20 protein-coding genes are annotated in these 16393 nt (G+C 70.3%); 13 read left to right on the top strand and 7 right to left on the bottom strand.

Annotated elements, in window-relative coordinates; all coding sequences use genetic code 11:
* Nucleotides 1-74 precede the first annotated feature (74 nt).
* The gene (locus tag DDV73_RS24260; protein ID WP_109509857.1) at nt 75-440 is read left to right on the top strand and encodes a VOC family protein; all 366 of its coding nucleotides are present in this window, start codon (nt 75-77) and stop codon (nt 438-440) included.
* Here DDV73_RS24260 and DDV73_RS24255 read toward each other — a convergent pair.
* Nucleotides 420-1388 carry a Gfo/Idh/MocA family protein gene (locus DDV73_RS24255; protein WP_109509856.1) on the bottom strand — a complete coding sequence of 323 codons (969 nt, stop codon included), beginning with the start codon at nt 1386-1388 and terminating at the stop codon, nt 420-422. The genes DDV73_RS24260 and DDV73_RS24255 overlap by 21 nt on opposite strands.
* Before the next feature lie 106 nt (nt 1389-1494).
* Between DDV73_RS24255 and DDV73_RS24250 the strand changes: the two genes are divergently transcribed.
* Entirely contained in the window at nt 1495-2322 is an 828-nt protein-coding gene (locus tag DDV73_RS24250; protein ID WP_109509855.1) for a hypothetical protein, read from the top strand.
* 8 nt (nt 2323-2330) lie between these two features.
* On the opposite strand, the gene DDV73_RS24245 is transcribed toward DDV73_RS24250, so the two are convergent.
* Together DDV73_RS24245 and clpS are read right to left on the bottom strand one after the other, a co-directional pair.
* A complete protein-coding gene (locus DDV73_RS24245) occupies nt 2331-2921 on the bottom strand; it encodes a DUF2017 domain-containing protein (RefSeq protein WP_109509854.1) in 591 nt (196 codons plus the stop codon).
* Nucleotides 2918-3214 (bottom strand): ATP-dependent Clp protease adapter ClpS, encoded by a 297-nt coding sequence (gene clpS / locus DDV73_RS24240; protein WP_240617454.1) that lies wholly within the window; start codon nt 3212-3214, stop codon nt 2918-2920. The genes DDV73_RS24245 and clpS overlap by 4 nt, the downstream gene beginning before the upstream one ends.
* Before the next feature lie 148 nt (nt 3215-3362).
* On the opposite strand from clpS, the gene DDV73_RS24235 reads away from it, so the two are divergent.
* Together DDV73_RS24235 and DDV73_RS24230 are read left to right on the top strand one after the other, a co-directional pair.
* Nucleotides 3363-4646 (top strand): nicotinate phosphoribosyltransferase, encoded by a 1284-nt coding sequence (locus DDV73_RS24235; RefSeq protein WP_109509852.1) that lies wholly within the window; start codon nt 3363-3365, stop codon nt 4644-4646.
* A 56-nt stretch (nt 4647-4702) separates the two neighbouring features.
* Complete coding sequence (locus tag DDV73_RS24230; protein WP_109509851.1) at nt 4703-5278, top strand: nicotinamidase; 576 nt, start codon at nt 4703-4705, stop codon at nt 5276-5278.
* On the opposite strand, the gene DDV73_RS24225 is transcribed toward DDV73_RS24230, so the two are convergent.
* Entirely contained in the window at nt 5275-6162 is an 888-nt protein-coding gene (locus tag DDV73_RS24225; RefSeq protein WP_109509850.1) for an AurF N-oxygenase family protein, read from the bottom strand. The genes DDV73_RS24230 and DDV73_RS24225 overlap by 4 nt on opposite strands.
* A gap of 68 nt (nt 6163-6230) precedes the next feature.
* Between DDV73_RS24225 and DDV73_RS24220 the strand changes: the two genes are divergently transcribed.
* Both DDV73_RS24220 and DDV73_RS24215 read left to right on the top strand, forming a co-directional pair.
* Entirely contained in the window at nt 6231-6908 is a 678-nt protein-coding gene (locus DDV73_RS24220; protein ID WP_109509849.1) for a TetR/AcrR family transcriptional regulator, read from the top strand.
* Nucleotides 6905-7201 (top strand): DUF4873 domain-containing protein, encoded by a 297-nt coding sequence (locus DDV73_RS24215; RefSeq protein WP_109509848.1) that lies wholly within the window; start codon nt 6905-6907, stop codon nt 7199-7201. Before DDV73_RS24220 ends, DDV73_RS24215 begins: the two co-directional genes overlap by 4 nt.
* Before the next feature lie 4 nt (nt 7202-7205).
* On the opposite strand, the gene DDV73_RS24210 is transcribed toward DDV73_RS24215, so the two are convergent.
* A complete protein-coding gene (locus tag DDV73_RS24210; protein WP_109509847.1) occupies nt 7206-7742 on the bottom strand; it encodes a DUF1697 domain-containing protein in 537 nt (178 codons plus the stop codon).
* A 358-nt stretch (nt 7743-8100) separates the two neighbouring features.
* On the opposite strand from DDV73_RS24210, the gene DDV73_RS24205 reads away from it, so the two are divergent.
* From DDV73_RS24205 to DDV73_RS24185, 5 genes are all read left to right on the top strand, one after another.
* Nucleotides 8101-8772, top strand: a complete 672-nt coding sequence (locus DDV73_RS24205; protein ID WP_109509846.1) for a slipin family protein — start codon at nt 8101-8103, stop codon at nt 8770-8772.
* Nucleotides 8773-8855: 83 nt separating this feature from the next.
* Complete coding sequence (locus tag DDV73_RS24200; RefSeq protein WP_240617453.1) at nt 8856-10253, top strand: FAD-binding oxidoreductase; 1398 nt, start codon at nt 8856-8858, stop codon at nt 10251-10253.
* 63 nt (nt 10254-10316) lie between these two features.
* Nucleotides 10317-12116, top strand: a complete 1800-nt coding sequence (locus DDV73_RS24195) for a glycerophosphodiester phosphodiesterase family protein (RefSeq protein ID WP_109509845.1) — start codon at nt 10317-10319, stop codon at nt 12114-12116.
* Between the two features lie 24 nt (nt 12117-12140).
* Complete coding sequence (locus tag DDV73_RS24190) at nt 12141-12929, top strand: phosphatidylinositol-specific phospholipase C/glycerophosphodiester phosphodiesterase family protein (RefSeq protein ID WP_109509844.1); 789 nt, start codon at nt 12141-12143, stop codon at nt 12927-12929.
* Between the two features lie 104 nt (nt 12930-13033).
* Nucleotides 13034-13660 (top strand): hypothetical protein, encoded by a 627-nt coding sequence (locus DDV73_RS24185; RefSeq protein WP_154402891.1) that lies wholly within the window; start codon nt 13034-13036, stop codon nt 13658-13660.
* A gap of 177 nt (nt 13661-13837) precedes the next feature.
* Here the strand turns inward: DDV73_RS24185 and DDV73_RS24180 are convergent, their stop codons facing one another.
* Both DDV73_RS24180 and hppD read right to left on the bottom strand, forming a co-directional pair.
* Nucleotides 13838-14137 carry a DUF3303 domain-containing protein gene (locus tag DDV73_RS24180; protein WP_109509842.1) on the bottom strand — a complete coding sequence of 100 codons (300 nt, stop codon included), beginning with the start codon at nt 14135-14137 and terminating at the stop codon, nt 13838-13840.
* A gap of 107 nt (nt 14138-14244) precedes the next feature.
* Nucleotides 14245-15459, bottom strand: a complete 1215-nt coding sequence (gene hppD, locus DDV73_RS24175; RefSeq protein ID WP_109509841.1) for a 4-hydroxyphenylpyruvate dioxygenase — start codon at nt 15457-15459, stop codon at nt 14245-14247.
* 106 nt (nt 15460-15565) lie between these two features.
* On the opposite strand from hppD, the gene DDV73_RS28130 reads away from it, so the two are divergent.
* Together DDV73_RS28130 and DDV73_RS24170 are read left to right on the top strand one after the other, a co-directional pair.
* Entirely contained in the window at nt 15566-15727 is a 162-nt protein-coding gene (locus DDV73_RS28130) for a hypothetical protein (protein ID WP_154402890.1), read from the top strand.
* Nucleotides 15724-16197 carry an Lrp/AsnC family transcriptional regulator gene (locus tag DDV73_RS24170; RefSeq protein ID WP_109509840.1) on the top strand — a complete coding sequence of 158 codons (474 nt, stop codon included), beginning with the start codon at nt 15724-15726 and terminating at the stop codon, nt 16195-16197. The genes DDV73_RS28130 and DDV73_RS24170 overlap by 4 nt, the downstream gene beginning before the upstream one ends.
* Nucleotides 16198-16393: the final 196 nt, after the last annotated feature.

Raw genomic sequence — 16393 nt, 5'->3', positions numbered from 1 at the left:
TCAGCCGGTCCGCATCCTGGGACAGGCGCTCAGCCCACGGACGCGGCGGTCGGCGGGACGCGTGAGGATGGAGCATGGCCAGGTTTCGGTACATCGTCCATGACGTCGACCAGGCGATCGTCTTCTACGAGCGGCTCGGCTTCACCGTCGAGATGCATCCCGGTCCAGGCTTCGCGATGCTGCGCCGCGACGACCTGCAGCTCGCACTCAACGTCCCCGGTGGCGGCGGTGGGGCGGGTCAGGCGATGCCTGACGGCACCCTTCCCGAGCCGGGCGGCTGGAGCCGGATCATGCTCGAGGTCGACGATGTGGCGGCCGAGGTCGACCGGCTCGCCGGCGCGACCTTCCGCAGCGGTGTGATCGAAGGTCGCGGCGTACGCCAGGTCATCGTCGAGGACCCCTCGGGCAACGCGGTCGAGCTATTCACGCCGCTCGGCTGAGCCGAACAGCCCCTCGACGACGCGCTGCACGCGCAGTGCGTCGGCGAAGGTGGCCAGGTTGGGCGCCGGCTCCCGTCGTACGGCGGCAGCGAAGGCGGTCAGCCGGGTGTGCTCGGACCCGCGCTCGCCGGTCACCTCGACCGGCTGCCACGCGTCTCCCGTCGAGATCGCCAGGTCGCCCCAGTCGGTGAGCCGGTAGGAGCGGTCGGTGCCGTGCAGGGTCCACTCGTAGGTCTCGGGGCGGGCACTGCCGGCCTCGGCCCAGAGCCGCACCGGGACGCCGCCCACCTCGAACACCGCGGTCGCCGCCACCTCGGCGCCGTCCGGGTCCGCCGGCCGGCGGACGTCCCGCCACACCGGCGTGAGCTCGCCGAGGAGCCGGTCGGTGAGGTAAGCGAAGTGCGAGAACACCTCGCGCAGGAAGCCACCCTGCTCACGCCGGTCGAGCCACAGCGCGTCGGCCTGGAACGCGCGCGGCCACTGCGGGAAGGCGAGCCGAATCTCGACCGAGCGCGGGTCGCCGAGCTCACCGGACCGGAGTGCCCGCTCGACCTCGAGTACGGCGGCCCGGTCGGAGAGCGCGAAGTTGACGCCGGTCGCGGCCTCGGCCGCGACAGCGGCCTTCGCCATCGCCTCGCCCTCGTCCAGGTCTATCGCGAGCGGCTTCTCGCAGAACACCGCCAGCCCCGCTTCCAGGGCACGCAGGGACAGATCGGCGTGGGTGCGCGGCGGGGTCGCGACGTACACCGCGTCGAGGTCGGCGGAGAACACCTCGCCGACCGATCCGGTGACGACCAGGCCGGGGTGAGCGTCCGCAGCCCGGGCTCGGGCAGCCGGGTCGAGATCGACGGCGACCCGGACGTCGTACTCCGGATGCGCCGCGGCCACCGCCAGCAGCTCCGACCCCATCGCACCCAGCCCGACCACACCCAACCGCACCCGTGTCATGGCCACCTGCAACTATCGGCGGCAGCGTCACATTCCCGAACTCTCCTGCCGGTCCGGGCATCAGATTTGGCAGAGCGCCGCCGAACGGCGGTCCGAGGAGGTCCTCATGAAACCGAAGCTCATCGCCGTCCTGGTGGTGCTCAGCGCTGTCGTCGGCATCGGCGCCGGCTACTTGGTCAAGCGGCTGAACGACGACACCGCTCCCCCGCCGTCCAGCGGCCAGGAACCGACGCCGGCCGAGGAGCCGACCAAGGATCCGACCAAGGACCCCGCCGAGGACCCCGCCGAGGACCCCACCGAGGACCCGACCACCGATCCGCCGAGCGACCCGACCACGGACCCCACCGAGGCTGAGGATGACAGCGAGGAGAGTCCCCAGGTACCGCCGCTGGTCGCCAAGAACCGCGACGAGCGCCGCGGACCGTCGTGGTCACCCGCCGACCTCACCGGCCCGGACGGCGAGCCGCTGGAGCTCGGCAACATCTCGCCCGGGACGTTCGGGATGGTGCGGGTCGGCGACAACGTGGACAAGTACGTCGACGCCGGGTATCTCGCCGCCGACATCGAGAAAGAGTCCGCCTGCGAGGGTACCTACTGGAAGTGGGCCGGCCAGCTCAACGAAGGACTCGACGTAATCGCCGACCAGACCGGCGCGATCGGCTCCCTCGGCATGACCCGGGACGGCCTGGAGACCGCCGAGGGCATCTCGATCGGCAATAGCCTGCGGGCGCTGCGCGACACCTACGGCAAGGAGCTGACCGCGCCACACGCCAACGACTACGGCCAGGCCGCCGTGTTCCTCCCCGGCAACGGCGACGGCTGGCTCGGGTTCGGGTTCAATGCGACTCCGGAGGAGCTCGGGCCGAACTCGCGGATCACCTTCATCGAGGCCTCGAAAGGGCACCGGCCCGGCATGCTCCGCGACGGCTGCTGACGGGCGGATCAGCCCTTTCTCAGCGCGTCGACCAGGGTCTCCTGGAGGTAGCCGACCCACTCGTAGATGTCGTGGGCCTGGGCGCGCGGGTCGTCGTCGGGGAGCTGGCGCCAGTAGTCCTGGTCGTCGTCCTCGACGCCGAGCCGGGTGGCCAGCGCGAGCCGGATGTCGGTGAACGAGCGCATCCAGGTCTCCGCGGACGGGTCGTCGAGCTCGACGTCGACGTGCAGCCCGTCCTCGCTCAGCTCGGCCGGCAGCCCGGCCTCCTCGAGGTCGTCGATGATCGTCGCCGCCGCGGCCGCCTTGCCGTCGCGCAGGGTGCCCTCGGTGAACCGCCGGAACTCGGCCGCAGCCTCCTCGTCCTCGGTGTATGCCGACGGGAACAGCCGCGCGAGCACCGGGTCCTCCGGCGCCGAGGTCGGTCCGGAGAAGTCCATCATCGCCTCGAACGGGTCCAGCGTCTCGGCGGGGACGGCCGCCTCGTTGCGCAGCAGCTCGACCAGCTGGGAGGCGAGCGAGCGCAGCAGGTCGGCCTCGAAGCCGGTGAAGTTGGCGATCACCAGACCGCTGCGGCGATGTCGAGTGAAGCCGCTGCTCAAGATGCCCGCTCCGTCGTGGCCCAGAGGCCGTACTCGTGCATCGCCTGGACGTCGCGCTCCATCTCCTCGCGGGTCCCGGTCGACACCACCGAGCGGCCGTCGTTGTGGACCTCCAGCATGAGCTTCTCGGCCTTCTTCTTGTCGTAGCCGAAGTACTTCTGGAAGACGAACGTCACATACGACATCAGGTTGACCGGGTCGTTCCAGACGATGGTGACCCATGGCTTGGCCAGGAAGGTGATCTCGTCGGGGGTGAGGTCGGGTTCGACCTCGACGGGACTCGCTGCAGACACCCCAACATCGTGACACACCAGGGCCTTCGGTCCGGAAAGGCTCGGACCGCCTGCGGCGGGCTCATCCTTTGTTCCGCGGAACAGGCTCGCTGCGCTCGCGTTCCGCGGGCTCGCTTCGCGAGCGCAGGTCGGTCGATAGTCTCCGGACATGTCCACTGCGCTGCTGACCGATCACTACGAGCTGACGATGCTCCAGTCGGCGCTCAAGTCCGGAACCGCGGACCGGCGATCGGTCTTCGAGCTGTTCCCGCGCCGGCTCCCCGAGGGCCGGCGGTACGGCGTGGTCGCCGGCGTCGGCCGGGCCCTTGACGCGGTCGAGCGGTTCCGCTTCGACGACGAGTCGCTCGCCGTGCTGCGTGAGCACGCGGTGGTCGACGACGCGACGCTGGACTGGCTGGCGTCGTACCGCTTCTCCGGTGATATCACCGGCTACGCCGAGGGCGAGGCCTACTTCCCCTACTCGCCGCTGCTGATGGTGGAGTCGAGCTTCGCCGAGGCGGTGCTGCTGGAGACGCTGCTGCTGTCGATCTACAACCACGACTCCGCCATCGCCTCCGCCGCATCCCGGATGACGCTGGCCGCCGGCGACCGCCCGTGCATCGAGATGGGCTCCCGGCGTACCCACGAGGAGGCGGCGGTTGCCTGCGCGCGGGCGGCGTACGTCGCGGGCTTCGTGTCGTCGTCCAACCTGGCGGCCCGGCAGCGGTACGGCGTACCCACCACCGGCACCAGCGCCCACAGCTTCACCCTGCTCCACGACACCGAGGCCGACGCCTTCCGCGCCCAGATCGCCTCCCTCGGCGAAGGCACCACGCTGCTCGTCGACACCTACGACGTCACCGATGCGGTGCGGCTCGGCGTCGAGCTCGCCGGGCCGTCGCTCGGCGCGGTGCGGCTCGACTCCGGCGACCTCGGCGTGATGGCCCGTCGGGTCCGGCGGCAGCTCGACTCGCTCGGCGCGACCGGCACCAAGATCGTGGTGACCAGCGACCTCGACGAGTACTCCATCGCCGCGCTCGCCGCCGCGCCGGTCGACGGGTACGGCGTCGGCACCCAGCTTGTCACCGGCAGCGGCCACCCGACCTGCGGCTTCGTCTACAAACTAGTGCTGCGCGAGGGCGACGACGGCGAGATGGTGCCGGTGGCGAAGAAGAGCAAGGACAAGATCTCGATCGGCGGCCGCAAGTGGGCGCTGCGCCGCCGCGATGCCGCGGGCGTGGCCGAGGCCGAGGTGATCGGGATCGGCGAGCCGCCGGTGGACGATGGCGACGACCGTGCACTGCTGGTGCCGCTGGTGCGGGGCGGGGAGATCGTCGGTCGCGAGCCCCTCGACGCCGCCCGCGACCGGCACGCCGCCTCCCGCGCCGAGCTCCCCCTCGCGGCCCAGCAGATGTCGAGGGGCGAGCCGGTCCTGGACACCCTGCACATCTGAGCGCGGCGGCGCGCCAGACCTCCCGGAGACGCGTGGACAGCACTACTCTCCGAAGTATGAAGCGGGCACTGATCGTCGTGGACGTGCAGAACGACTTCTGCGAGGGTGGGTCGCTGGCGGTGGCCGGCGGCGCCCAGGTGGCGCACGACGTCGCCGAGATCCTCCACCACTGGAGCAACAAGGACCCCAACGCCGCCGACTATGCCCACGTGGTCGCGACCAAGGACCACCACATCGACCCGGGCTCGCACTTCTCCGATCGGCCGGACTTCGTCGAGTCCTGGCCGCGGCACTGCGTGGTCGGCACCGACGGCGAGGCGTTCCACCCGAACCTGGACCCACAGCCGTTCGACGCGATCTTCCTCAAGGGCGAGTACGCCGCGGCGTACTCCGGCTTCGAGGGCAAGACCACGCAGGGCCAGGGCCTCGCCGACTGGCTGCGCAAGCACGAGGTGACCGACGTCGACGTGTGCGGGATCGCGACCGACTACTGCGTGCGGGCGACCGCGCTCGACGCGGTCGAGGCGGGTTTCCAGACCCGGCTGCTCACCGACCTGGTCGCAGGCGTCGCCCCAGCGTCCAGCACCAAGGCCGTCGAGGAGATGCGGGCGGCCGGCGTCACCGTCGGCTAGCGCATCAGGAACGAGCCGCGCCAGACCTTGTGGTGCGCCTTGCCGACCATGCCGTGCTCCTGCAGGAACGGCATCACCTTCTCGCCCATCCAGGCGATGGTCTCCCGGTAGTTCGGGTTGCCGAGCGCCTCGCGCCGGGCCTCCATCGGGTCGAGCCCGACCGAGGCGTACACCTGCGGGTGGACCAGCGAGCGCATGGTGACGTAGGCGACCTGGGCGATCAGGAACTGCTGCCAGGCGCGCTCGGCCTTCGACATCCTCGGCGCCCGGGCGATCACCTCCTCGCGGGCGAAGGTGACGTGGCGGGCCTCCTCCAGCACGTGGATCCGCATCACCATCCGCACCAGCGGCTGGATCGACTCGTCGTTCATCACCTCGCGCTGCCAGCGGTCGGCGGGCTCCTCGCCGAGCAGGATCGCGGCGTACGCACCGGGTCCGCCGGTGAGCAGCGGGAACAGCCGGCCGAGCTCGTAGACAAGCTTGCGCGGTCCGTACGCCGGCATCCCCATCGCGGCAAGCGACTTGCCGAACATCACCGAGTGCCGGGTCTCGTCGCCGATCTCGGTGAGCGCGAACTGAGTGCGCTCGGCGCGCGGGTCGGCGCTGTAGACCTCGCGCAGCAGCACTTTCATCAGCACGATCTCGAACCACAGCCCGACGCTGGCGATGCTGGCGGTCTCGTGCTCGGACAGCAGAATCCGCTGCTCCTCGCTCAGCCGGTCCCAGGTCTTGGTGCCGTAGAGCGACATCCGCTCCGGGCGCATCGCATAGAGGCCGGGGACACGCTCGGCCTCCCAGTCGATGTCGACCTCGGGGTCGTAGGACTGCTTCGCCGTCGAGCGCAGCAGCCGGGCCGAGACGGGGTGGTTCAGCTCGGTAGTCATGCCCAGCCTTTCGCGAGAACACAGGTAACTGTTACCTCGGGTAACGCCTTACGTGTAGCCTGACCCACATGACGCGAAGGGTCAAGAGCGACGGGCGCGCGGCCCGGTGGGACGGCCACCGCGAGCAGCGCCGCGAGGAGTTCGTGGCGGCGGCGGTCCGCGCCATCGACCAGATCGGGCCGGACGCGAGCATCGCCGAGATAGCCGCCGAGGCCGGGGTCAGCAAGCCGGTGATCTACCGCTACTTCGCCGACAAGTCCGAGCTGCTCGCCGCGATCGGCGAGTGGGGCGCGCAGCAGATCGCCGACGCGATCCTGCCCGTCATTGCCGCCGACCTGCCGCCGCGTGACCGAGTGACCGCCGGCGTCGAGGCCTACTTCCGCACCATCGAGGAGCACAAGCACGTGTTCCTGCTGGTGGTCCGGCACCACGACGACCCGCACGGCACGGTCGCGGGCGGCAAGGCGATGATCGCTGCCGGCTTCTCCCGGATCCTCGGTGACGGGCTTCGCGAGCTCGGGCTGGACGCCGGTGGCGCCGAGCCGTGGGCGCACGGCCTGGTCGGGCTGGGGATGACCACCGGCGAGTGGTGGCTGGAGCGCGGGACCATGTCCCGAGAGGCGATGGTCCGCTACACCAGCGAGTTCATCTGGCATGCGTTCAACGGGATCGCCGGCGAGTACGGCGCCCCGATCGCCGAGGTGGCGCCGCTGCGCGCCGTACCCCCGCAGGAGGAGCAGGCATGACCCATCACGAACCCGGCGCGGAGTACGACGGCCCCGCGACGCTGACCGACGAGGCCGGTGGCGCGCTGCAGGTCGAGGTCAAGATGCGCGGTGAGTTCCAGCCGCTCGACGGCCGCTTCCACTGGTGGGGACGCGTGCTAGCGCACGCTTCGCACCCCCGGGTCGAGGTCGCCTTCAATAGCGGGACAATCGTCAGCATCGACACCGGTCACGGCGTGGCCACCGGCCGGCTCAGCGACCTCGACCCATGGGGCCGCTATCGGATCGCCGGCCTCGGCAAGCCGCCGTTCTAGGGCCTCAGCACCACTTCTCAGCCACCGCGCGGATTACCGTGACGTTGCGGGCGGTGCCGGTGCCGAGCGCGGCGAACTGCTTGGAGTTGAGCACCTTGGCCTCGTGGAAGTTCTTGAGCAGCAGCACGTGCGCGGCCCGGTCCCGTACGTGCACTACCTCGCCGTCGTACGACGAGTCCGCCAGGGCCGCCACGGCGGCGGCGGCCGGGGGTCGCTTGTAGAGCGTGATGTAGTGCGCGAGCACGTTCGGGTGCCCCATCGCCAGGTCCTCGGCGTCGTCGGCGACATCGAGGATCTCGGCCGGCGTGAACACCATGGTCGGCACCTCGAAGCCGCGGTCGGCCAGGAAGGACTCCTCCAGCAGCGTCTCGATCCGGGCGCGCGAGCGCATCGTTGTCGTGAACCGGACGTTGCCGGTATTGATGTAGGTCTCCACCTCGGTCATCCCTGAGCCCTCCAGACAGGACCGGATCGCGTCCTTCGGGAACGTCCGCTTGGCACCGAGGTTGATCGCGCGCAGGAACCCGACGTAGGACGGCATCCGCTCATCGTGCCAGGTGGCGGCGGTAAATCGGTGGCAGCGCGAGCCGACCCGCGCCTACCGTTGACCTCGCGAGATCAGCAGCCCGGACGGTGTGCCGAGACCGGGTCCTGCGCGTCGTACCTCGCTCCCCGAGCCGTGGAAACGGCCTCAGGTAATCGGCCTTGAAGCCGAGGGTTCGACTCCCTCCAACCATGGGTGCCGCCGGGCGCGGCGCCAGCGTGGCAGCGCCTTGCGGCGGGCCCGGTCAGTACGACGGGCTCGACCCCGCGGTGCCGCGTGCCGCGCCCGGCGTCACTCCGCACGACAGAAGAAGACCGCCCTACGACGGCCGCACGAAACGAGAGGAGGCGCCGTCATGTTCCGTTCCACCATCGTCAGCCCCGGTCACTGCCTGCTCGAGCAAGTGCCCGGCCGGGCGACGCGCGTCCTCGAGGCCGGCAAGTACCGCCGGGTGCGCGACGGCCGCTACCTGCCCGTCGACCTCCGGCAGCGGCTCGACGTCGTCGCGCCGCAGGACGTGCCGACCAGCGACGGCATCTCGGTCAAGGTGTCGGCCACGATCCGGTGGTCGGTCGCCGACCCGGTCGTGTTCGTGGAGCAGATGGCGGACCCGTTCGCCCAGGTCTACCTGGCCGTCCAGGTCGCGCTGCGCGACGCGCTCTCCGACGCGACCGCCGAGGACGCGGTTGCCACCGCGCGGCGCACGCTCGGACCGATGCTGACCACGGCGGCCACGGGGGCCGGCGCGACGGTCGGCATCACGGTCCACGAGGTCGTCGTCCGCGACGTGCTGCTGCCGGCCGACCTGCGGGCGGCGTACGCCGAGCTGGTCACCGGCCGGCACAAGGCCCAGGCCCAGCTCGACGCGGCGCGCGCGGAGACCGCAGCCCTGCGGTCGCTCGCGAACGCCGCGAAGCTGCTCGACGACCACCCGGCGCTGGCCAAGCTCCGGCTGGTGCAGGCGCTCCCGTACGGCTCCAAGCTGGAGCTGTCGGTCGACGGAGCGCCTGAGGGCGGACGCGTCTGACCTGATCCGCGTCCGAGACGCCGGGTCGCCACCCTAGGAATTCTGGTGGCGGCCCGGCTGTCGCTTGTGCCACGGTGCGGTGCATGACCACCATGACCGACGCCACCGCCCGATCTCTCGCCACCGCGCTCGACGGACAGGTCCTGCTGCCCGGCGACGACGGCTACGACGGCTGCCGCGCGGTGTGGAACGCGATGGTCGACCGGCGGCCGCGAGTGATCGTGCGCTGCGCGAGTACGGCAGACGTGGTCGCGGCCGTCCGGTACGCCCGCGAGCACGACCTGGAGCTCGGCGTCCGCTGCGGCGGCCACAGCGTGATCGGCCACGGCGTACCCGAGGACGGGCTGATGCTCGACCTCACGCCGTACGCCGCGGTCCGGGTCGACCCGGACCGGCAGCGGGCGTGGGTGCAGGGCGGGGCGCTGCTCGGCGCGCTCGACGTGGCCTCGCTGCCGCACGGCCTGGCCACGACGGCCGGCAACGTCTCGCACACCGGCGTCGGCGGGCTGACCCTCGGCGGCGGGATGGGCTGGCTGGCCCGCCAGTACGGCCTGACCTGCGACAACGTGGTCTCGTTCGAGGTGGTGACCGCCGCAGGCGACCTGGTCCGGGCCAGCGCCGACGAGCACCCCGACCTGTACTGGGCGCTCCGCGGTGGCGGTGGGAACTTCGGGATCGTGACCGAGTTCGAGTTCCAGCTACACCGGACCGACACTCGGTCGATCGTGGCCGAGTTCTACCACCCGATCGAGTCTGCCGCCGAGGTGTTCCGGCGCTGGCGGGACCTCAACGCGGAGGCCGACCGGCGGGCCACCTTCACCGCCTGGGTCGGCAGCGCCTCCCAGCCCTGGGTGCCCACCGAGCTGCAGGGACGGCCGCTGGCCTACGTCGGCACCGTTTGGGTCGGCAACCCGGCCGACGCCGAGAGCCTGCTCGCCGACCTGCGCGGGCTCGGCAGTCCGGTCGCCGAGCGGGTGCAGCCGATGTCCTACCTCGAGCTGCAGACCATGGACGACACCGTCGAGGACCACGCCTACCGGCGCTACTGGAAGGGCCACCTGCTCGACGCGCTTCCGGACGACGCCATCGACGCGTTCCTGCTGCGCGGCACCCCAGACGGGCACGGCGACCTGCTCCCCGCAGCCAGTCTCCAGGCGTACGGCGGCGCCATCGCCGGCGTGGCCGACGCCGACACGGCGTACAGCCGCCGCGACACCATGTTCGAGTTCGTCGCCGCCAGCCGCTGGGACGACGCCGGCGAGGACGAGGGCCGGATCGACGCGGCGCGGCGGTACGGCCGCACGATCGAGCCGTTCGCGAGCGGCAAGTACGTCAATGCGATGTCCGACGAAGGCATCGAGGGCGTCCGCCGCGCCTACTCGCCGGCCAAGCTGGCGCGCCTGGTCGCGGTCAAGGACAGGTACGACCCGGACAACATCTTCCACCTCAACGCCAACATCCCACCCTCGACCGCTCGCTGAGCCGCCACCCCAACTTCGGGTGCCGGCCACCCGGCGTTGGACTGGGATCCCTGTCATGGAGACATGAAGAGATCTCGGTTTCCCTTCGTCGTGCTCACCGTCCTCGCCAGTATCCTCACGCCGTACGCCGCCGCCCAGGCCGCGAGCGAGCGCGAGTTCGACCTCCAAGCCCACCGGGGCGGCCTCGGCCTCACCGTCGAGAGCACGCTGCCGGCGTTCGCCAAGGCCCTGGAGCTCGGCGTCTCAACGCTCGAGCTCGACGTCCAGATCACCGAGGACCGGGTCGCGGTGGTCACTCACGACCGCCGGGTCAACGGCAACAAGTGCCGCGACACCGCGCCGGTGACGGTCGGCGACCCGGAGTTCCCGTACGCCGGCAAGTTCGTCAACACCCTCACCCTCGCCCAGGTCCGCACCCTCGACTGCGGCAGCCAGCGCCTCCCCCAGCACCCCAACCAGGAGCTGCACCCAGGCGAGCGGATGGCCACCCTCGCCGAGGTCTTCGGGCTGGTCCGCGAGCACCGTGCGTACGGCGTGAAGCTCAATGTCGAGACCAAGGTCGAGGCGGGCGCGCCGCACGAGACCGCGCCGCGCGAGCAGTTCGTGCAAGAAGTGGTGGCCGAGGTTCGCGCCGCCCGGCTGCTGCGCCAGGTGACCATCCAGAGCTTCGACTGGGGCACGCTGATGCGGATGCGCCAGGTCGAGCGCCGGCTGCCGCTGGTCGCGCTCACCAACTACGACTTCCTCCAGGTCGACCAGCCGGGCGCGTCGCCGTGGCTGGGCGGCATCGACATCGACGAGTACGGCGACGACCCGATCGCGGCGATCAAGACGTTCGGCGCCACGACCTTCTCCCCCGTGCACGGCTTCCCGCAGGACGGCACCGTCGACCAGCCGTCGTACCGGCCCTACGTCACCACGGAGATGGTCCAGCGCGCCCACGACAACGGGATCAAGGTGGTCCCGTGGACCGTCGACGACAAGGCGACGATGGCCTCGCTGATGGACAAGGGCGTCGACGGGATCATCACCGACTACCCGGACCGGCTCCGCGAGCTGATGGCCGACCGCGGCCTGAGGCTGCCCAAGGCCTACAAGTCCCGTACCTCCCGCGCGCCGCTCACCCGCGCGCACGCCCACAACGACTATGAGCACGCCCGCCCGCTCCAGGACGCGCTGGCCAACGACTTCACCTCGGTCGAGGCCGACGTCTGGCTGGTCGACGGCGAGCTGCGGGTCGCCCACGACCTCAACCAGACGGTGCCCGGCCGGACGCTGGAGTCGCTCTACCTGCGGCCGCTCGCGCAGCGCGTCCGCGAGAACAACGGCTCGGTCTATCGCAAGTGGAAGGGCACTTTCCAGCTGCTGATCGACGTGAAGAGCGAGGCGACGCCGACCTACCGCGCCGTACACCAGGCGCTGGCGGAGTACCGCCGGATCATGACCACCTACCGCAACGGCCACAAGCAGAAGCAGGCCGTGGACGCGGTCATCTCCGGCAACCGCGACCTGCCGCTGATCCAGTCCCAGAAGCTGCGGTACGCCGGGTACGACGGCCGCCTGCCTGACCTCTCCCGTGGCCTGGCGGACGAGGTGATGCCGCTGGTCAGCGACAACTGGACCCGCCACTTCACCTGGCAAGGGGTCGGCCCGATGCCGATCCACGAGCGGCAGCGGCTGCACGAGATCGTCGAGCAGGCCCACGCCGCCGGCTACCGGATCCGGTTCTGGGCGACGCCCGATGTCGCCGGCCTCGCCCGCGACGCGGTCTGGCAGGAGCTGGTCGCCGCCGACGTCGACCAGGTCAACACCGACGACCTGCCCGGTCTGCGGGCCTTCCTGCGCGCCCACGACCCGGCTTAGGCAGAGATCGTGTGAAATGGCTCCATGAGCTCGGAGCCTGAGTCTTGGGTAGGGGCCCGGGCCGGCGTCGTACCGCTGGCCCGAGCCCACTCACACCTGGACTGCGACCGCGGCCGGCCGCTGGAGGACGCCCTCAGCCACGGCTTCACCAGCATCGAGGCCGACATCTGGCTGATCGATGGCGTGCTGTCGGTCGCCCACGACCGGGACGCGGTGCGCGAGGGCTACACGCTGGAGCAGCTCTATCTCGGGCCGCTGCGGCGCCGGCTCACCGCCACCGGCGCGAACTACCCCGGGACCACTCAGTCGCTCCAGCTGATGGTCGATATCAAGAGCGACCCGAGCCAGACCTACCTGGCGCTGCACGACCTGCTGCACGCCCACGCCGACATCCTGACGTCGTACGCCGGCGACACGGTGCGCCGCGGCCCGGTCGAGGTGGTGGTCAGTGGCAAGCGACCGTTCGACGTGATGCGCGCGCAGCCGGTCCGATACACCGGCTACGACGGCCGCCTCGACGACCTCGGCCGCGGCCTGCCGGCGACATTCATGCCGCTGGTGAGCACCGACTGGCGCAAGCAGTTCCTGTGGCGTGGGATCGGGCCGATGCCGTTCTGGGAGCGGCGCCGGCTGCGCAAGATGGTCGCCCGCGCCCACGCCGAGGGCTACCGGTTCCGGTTCTGGGGCACCCGCGACCGACCCGGCCGCGCCCGCACCCGGCTCTGGACCGCGCTCGTCGACGCCGGCGTCGACCACCTCAACACCGACGACCTCCCCGGCCTCGAGGAGTTCCTGCGCGCCCGGCCGGGATAGTCCAGAACGTTTGACATCACCTCGTGGCCAGATCTGATGTCAACCGTTCTGGACTATCGGCGATTTACGTTTGCGAACGCAGGCGATAGGACATGATGTCCGGCGTGAACGAGCAACCGACCCGCGTACACCCGATCCTGGCCCTCCCGCTGCTGCCGTTCGTGCTGGCGCGGGACGTGTTCCGCTGGATCGGGCGGCAGCTCGAGCGCGGACTGGTGGCGCTGGGCCGCCTCCTGTGGTGGCTGCTGTTGCCGGTCCGCTGGCTGTGCGTGCAGATCGCCCAGGGGCTGGCCTGGCTGGGGCGGCAGATCTGGCTCGGGCTGGCCTGGTTCGGCCGGCTGGTCGGGCCGGCCGTCGGCTGGGTTCTCCTGATCCTGCTGACGCCGTTCGTCTTCGTTGGCGAGTGGCTGTTCCGCGGTCTGAAGTGGATCGGGCTCGGCATCGCCGCGGTCGCGGTCTGGATCGGGCACGGCATCGCCGTCGCCGCGCGCTGGGTCTGGCGCTGGATCGGCCCACCCCTGGTGGGTGCCTGGCGCGCCGCCGAGTGGATGGCGACCAAGATCTGGCGTGGCCTGGCCGCCATCGGCAGCGGCATCGCCTGGCTGGCTCGCGCGATCTACTGGCCGTTCCGGCCGGTCGTGCGCGCGATCGCAGCGGCCGGCCGCGCCGTACGCAACAGCTACCGGTCGCTCGCAGCGTCGGTGCGGGCGTCCTTCGGAATTCAGCGCTAGCTAGTGGGCACGCCCGGAGGTTCGTCGAGGGTCTGAGTGGTCAGGGTGCGTGCAGCGCAAGGCGTCGGAGGGAGGCGGGCCGGCGGCCCGTCGACCGACGACAACGCAGCGATGTGCGTGCCCTGACCGCTCAGGCCCCGATGAACCTCCGGGCGTGACCACTAGGTACGGCGCCGGTCAGCTGACCGACGCGAGGAACGCCACCGCCTCTGCGCCGATCGCGGCGGTGTCGGCGATCTCGAGCACCGGGTAGATGGTGAAGTCGAACCAGGCGCCGAACGGCGCGATGTCCTTGGAGATCAGCGACGGGTCGTCGGTCTCCACAACGGCGAAACCGCCGCGGCTGTCGACTCGGCCCAGGAACTGCAGGAAGTTGACCCCTTCGTTCGGCGACCACTTGCCGAAGACCTCCAGCGACCGGGCAAGCGTCTGCTCGGTGGCGTTCGGCAATCGCTCCCATGCGATGACGTACTTCATGTGCGCTCTCCTCTCAAGCGGGACTGGCAGACCAATCGACGCTAGTCCCGTGAGGAAGCGGCACGCATGACACCAAGGGCCCAGATCTGCCCCAGTCCGTCTCCGGCTCAGAGGTTGCCGCGGGCCTCCTGCTCGCGCTCGATCGCCTCGAACAGGGCCTTGAAGTTGCCCTTGCCGAAGCCGAGCGAGCCGTGCCGCTCGATGAACTCGTAGAAGACGGTCGGGCGGTCACCCATCGGCTTGGTGAAGATCTGCAGCAGGTAGCCGTCCTCGTCGCGGTCGACCAGGATCTTGCGCTTCTTCAGCTCCTCGATCGGCACCCGCACCTCACCGATCCGGGCGCGCAGCTCCGGGTCGTCGTAGTAGGAGTCCGGGGTTTCGAGGAACTCGATGCCGTTGTCGCGCAGGATGTCGACGCTGCGCAGGATGTCATTGGTGGCCAGCGCGATGTGCTGGCAGCCGGCACCGTCGTAGAACTCGAGGTACTCGTCGATCTGCGACTTCTTCTTCGCGATCGCCGGCTCGTTGAGCGGGAACTTCACCCGGTGGTTGCCGGACGCGACGACCTTCGACATCAGCGCGGAGTACTCGGTGGCGATGTCGTCACCGATGAACTCAGCCATGTTCGTGAAGCCCATGACCTTGTTGTAGAAGGTCACCCACTCGTCCATCTTGCCGATCTCGACGTTGCCAACGCAGTGGTCGATGGCCTGGAACAACCGCTTCGGGTGACCTTCACGGCGGGCCACGGTGGAGCTGCGGGCGACAAAGCCGGGCAGGTACGGGCCGTCGTACTTCGAGCGGTCGACCAGGGTGTGCCGGGTCTCGCCGTAAGTCGCGATCGCGGCCAGCCGGACCGTGCCGTGCTCGTCGGTCTCGTCGTGCGGCTCCTCCAGGATGGTCGCGCCGACCGAGCGGGCGTGCTCGATGCACTTGTCGACGTCGGGAACCTCAAGCGCCAGGTCGACCACGCCGTCGCCGTGGTGCCGGTGGTGGTCGAGTACGGCGCTGTCCGGGGTCACACCGCCGGTGAACACGAAACGCGCCGAGCCGGAGCGGAGCACGTACGACTTCGACTCCCGGCAGCCGGTCTCTGGGCCCCGGTAGGCCTCGAGCTCCATACCGAGCGCCAGCTGGTAGAAGGTCGCGGTCTGGGTGGCGTTGCCGACCACGAAGCCGACCGCGTCCATCGCGGTCACCGGGAAGACGTCACTGCTGGCGTCGTACTCCACGAGTCCGACCAGCTGCTTGAGCTGGTCCACCGTCAGGTCTGCCTTGAGCTCTTCGGCGGTCAGCGCGCCGCCGGTCGAAGTCGTCGTCATGCTGCAAGCGTGTCGCGGTCAGACAAACTGTGCAACAGTGGAGTGAAACGCTAGTCAATCTGCATAGTCAGACTTCCCGAAAGGGACCGAAAGGTAGGCGAGCTGCATGCTGGAAGACGTTCCGATCTGGTTGGTGATCGTGGTGGCGGTGCTGATCATCGCCGCGATCAACCTCGCGGTGTGGCGGTTCAGCCGGGCGAGCGGCCGCCGGGTGGGGCCGGGCGGCAGGGACGGCGGCTCCGACCTCGGCTCCTCGTCCGGACTGTGACCGGCCTCGACGCCTTCGACGCTCAGCTGATCGCGCTGTTCGCCGACGAGCCGCGGATCGGCGTGCTCGAGGCGTCGCGGCGGCTCGGCGTGGCCCGCGGCACCGTCCAGGCGAGGCTGGACAAGCTGGCGCAGCGCGAGGTGATCACGGGCTGGGGTCCGGCGCTCGCGCCCGGCGCCATCGGCTATCCGGTCACCGCGTTCCTCACCCTGGAGATCCGGCAGGGCGCCGGCCACGAGTCGGTCGCCGCGCACCTCGCGAAGATCCCGGAGGTGCTGGAGGCGCACACGATCATCGGCGCCGGCGACATGTGGGCTCGCGTGGTCGCCCGCTCCAACAGCGACCTGCAGCGGGTCATCGACAACGTCCTGGACATGAGCGGCATCGTCCGCTCCAGCACCGTGATCACCCTCGCCGAGCAGGTCCCCTACCGGGTGCTGCCGCTCGCCCAGGCGGCCGCGGACGCCTAGTGACCGGGTAACGGTTCGGCGCGGTTGCTTCCCACCCCCTCCACGGGTGGGAAGCGACACGAGCAGACCGTTACCCGGGCCGCCCTAGCCCCAACGCCGTCAACTTAAGGCTGGCGCTGAGGAGTCAAGGCTCGTTGGCGGCGTGTCGTCGCCGTGGCGCAACAGAGTCCCGGGGTAGAGAGGCAACAACCACGAA

Source organism: Nocardioides speluncae (assembly GCF_003121585.1).
GTDB lineage: Bacteria > Actinomycetota > Actinomycetes > Propionibacteriales > Nocardioidaceae > Nocardioides > Nocardioides speluncae.
This window is presented reverse-complemented; position numbering and strand designations above follow the sequence as displayed.

Excerpts from the sequence above, each read along its gene's own strand:
- DDV73_RS24260 (WP_109509857.1), top strand. The coding sequence starts at position 75 with ATGGCCAGGTTTCGGTACATCGTCCATGACGTCGACCAGGCGATCGTC.
- DDV73_RS24255 (WP_109509856.1), bottom strand. The coding sequence starts at position 1,388 with ATGACACGGGTGCGGTTGGGTGTGGTCGGGCTGGGTGCGATGGGGTCG.
- DDV73_RS24250 (WP_109509855.1), top strand. The coding sequence starts at position 1,495 with ATGAAACCGAAGCTCATCGCCGTCCTGGTGGTGCTCAGCGCTGTCGTC.
- DDV73_RS24235 (WP_109509852.1), top strand. The coding sequence starts at position 3,363 with ATGTCCACTGCGCTGCTGACCGATCACTACGAGCTGACGATGCTCCAG.
- DDV73_RS24230 (WP_109509851.1), top strand. The coding sequence starts at position 4,703 with ATGAAGCGGGCACTGATCGTCGTGGACGTGCAGAACGACTTCTGCGAG.
- DDV73_RS24225 (WP_109509850.1), bottom strand. The coding sequence starts at position 6,162 with ATGACTACCGAGCTGAACCACCCCGTCTCGGCCCGGCTGCTGCGCTCG.
- DDV73_RS24220 (WP_109509849.1), top strand. The coding sequence starts at position 6,231 with ATGACGCGAAGGGTCAAGAGCGACGGGCGCGCGGCCCGGTGGGACGGC.
- DDV73_RS24215 (WP_109509848.1), top strand. The coding sequence starts at position 6,905 with ATGACCCATCACGAACCCGGCGCGGAGTACGACGGCCCCGCGACGCTG.
- DDV73_RS24210 (WP_109509847.1), bottom strand. The coding sequence starts at position 7,742 with ATGCCGTCCTACGTCGGGTTCCTGCGCGCGATCAACCTCGGTGCCAAG.
- DDV73_RS24205 (WP_109509846.1), top strand. The coding sequence starts at position 8,101 with ATGTTCCGTTCCACCATCGTCAGCCCCGGTCACTGCCTGCTCGAGCAA.
- DDV73_RS24200 (WP_240617453.1), top strand. The coding sequence starts at position 8,856 with ATGACCACCATGACCGACGCCACCGCCCGATCTCTCGCCACCGCGCTC.
- DDV73_RS24195 (WP_109509845.1), top strand. The coding sequence starts at position 10,317 with ATGAAGAGATCTCGGTTTCCCTTCGTCGTGCTCACCGTCCTCGCCAGT.
- DDV73_RS24190 (WP_109509844.1), top strand. The coding sequence starts at position 12,141 with ATGAGCTCGGAGCCTGAGTCTTGGGTAGGGGCCCGGGCCGGCGTCGTA.
- DDV73_RS24180 (WP_109509842.1), bottom strand. The coding sequence starts at position 14,137 with ATGAAGTACGTCATCGCATGGGAGCGATTGCCGAACGCCACCGAGCAG.
- hppD (WP_109509841.1), bottom strand. The coding sequence starts at position 15,459 with ATGACGACGACTTCGACCGGCGGCGCGCTGACCGCCGAAGAGCTCAAG.
- DDV73_RS28130 (WP_154402890.1), top strand. The coding sequence starts at position 15,566 with ATGCTGGAAGACGTTCCGATCTGGTTGGTGATCGTGGTGGCGGTGCTG.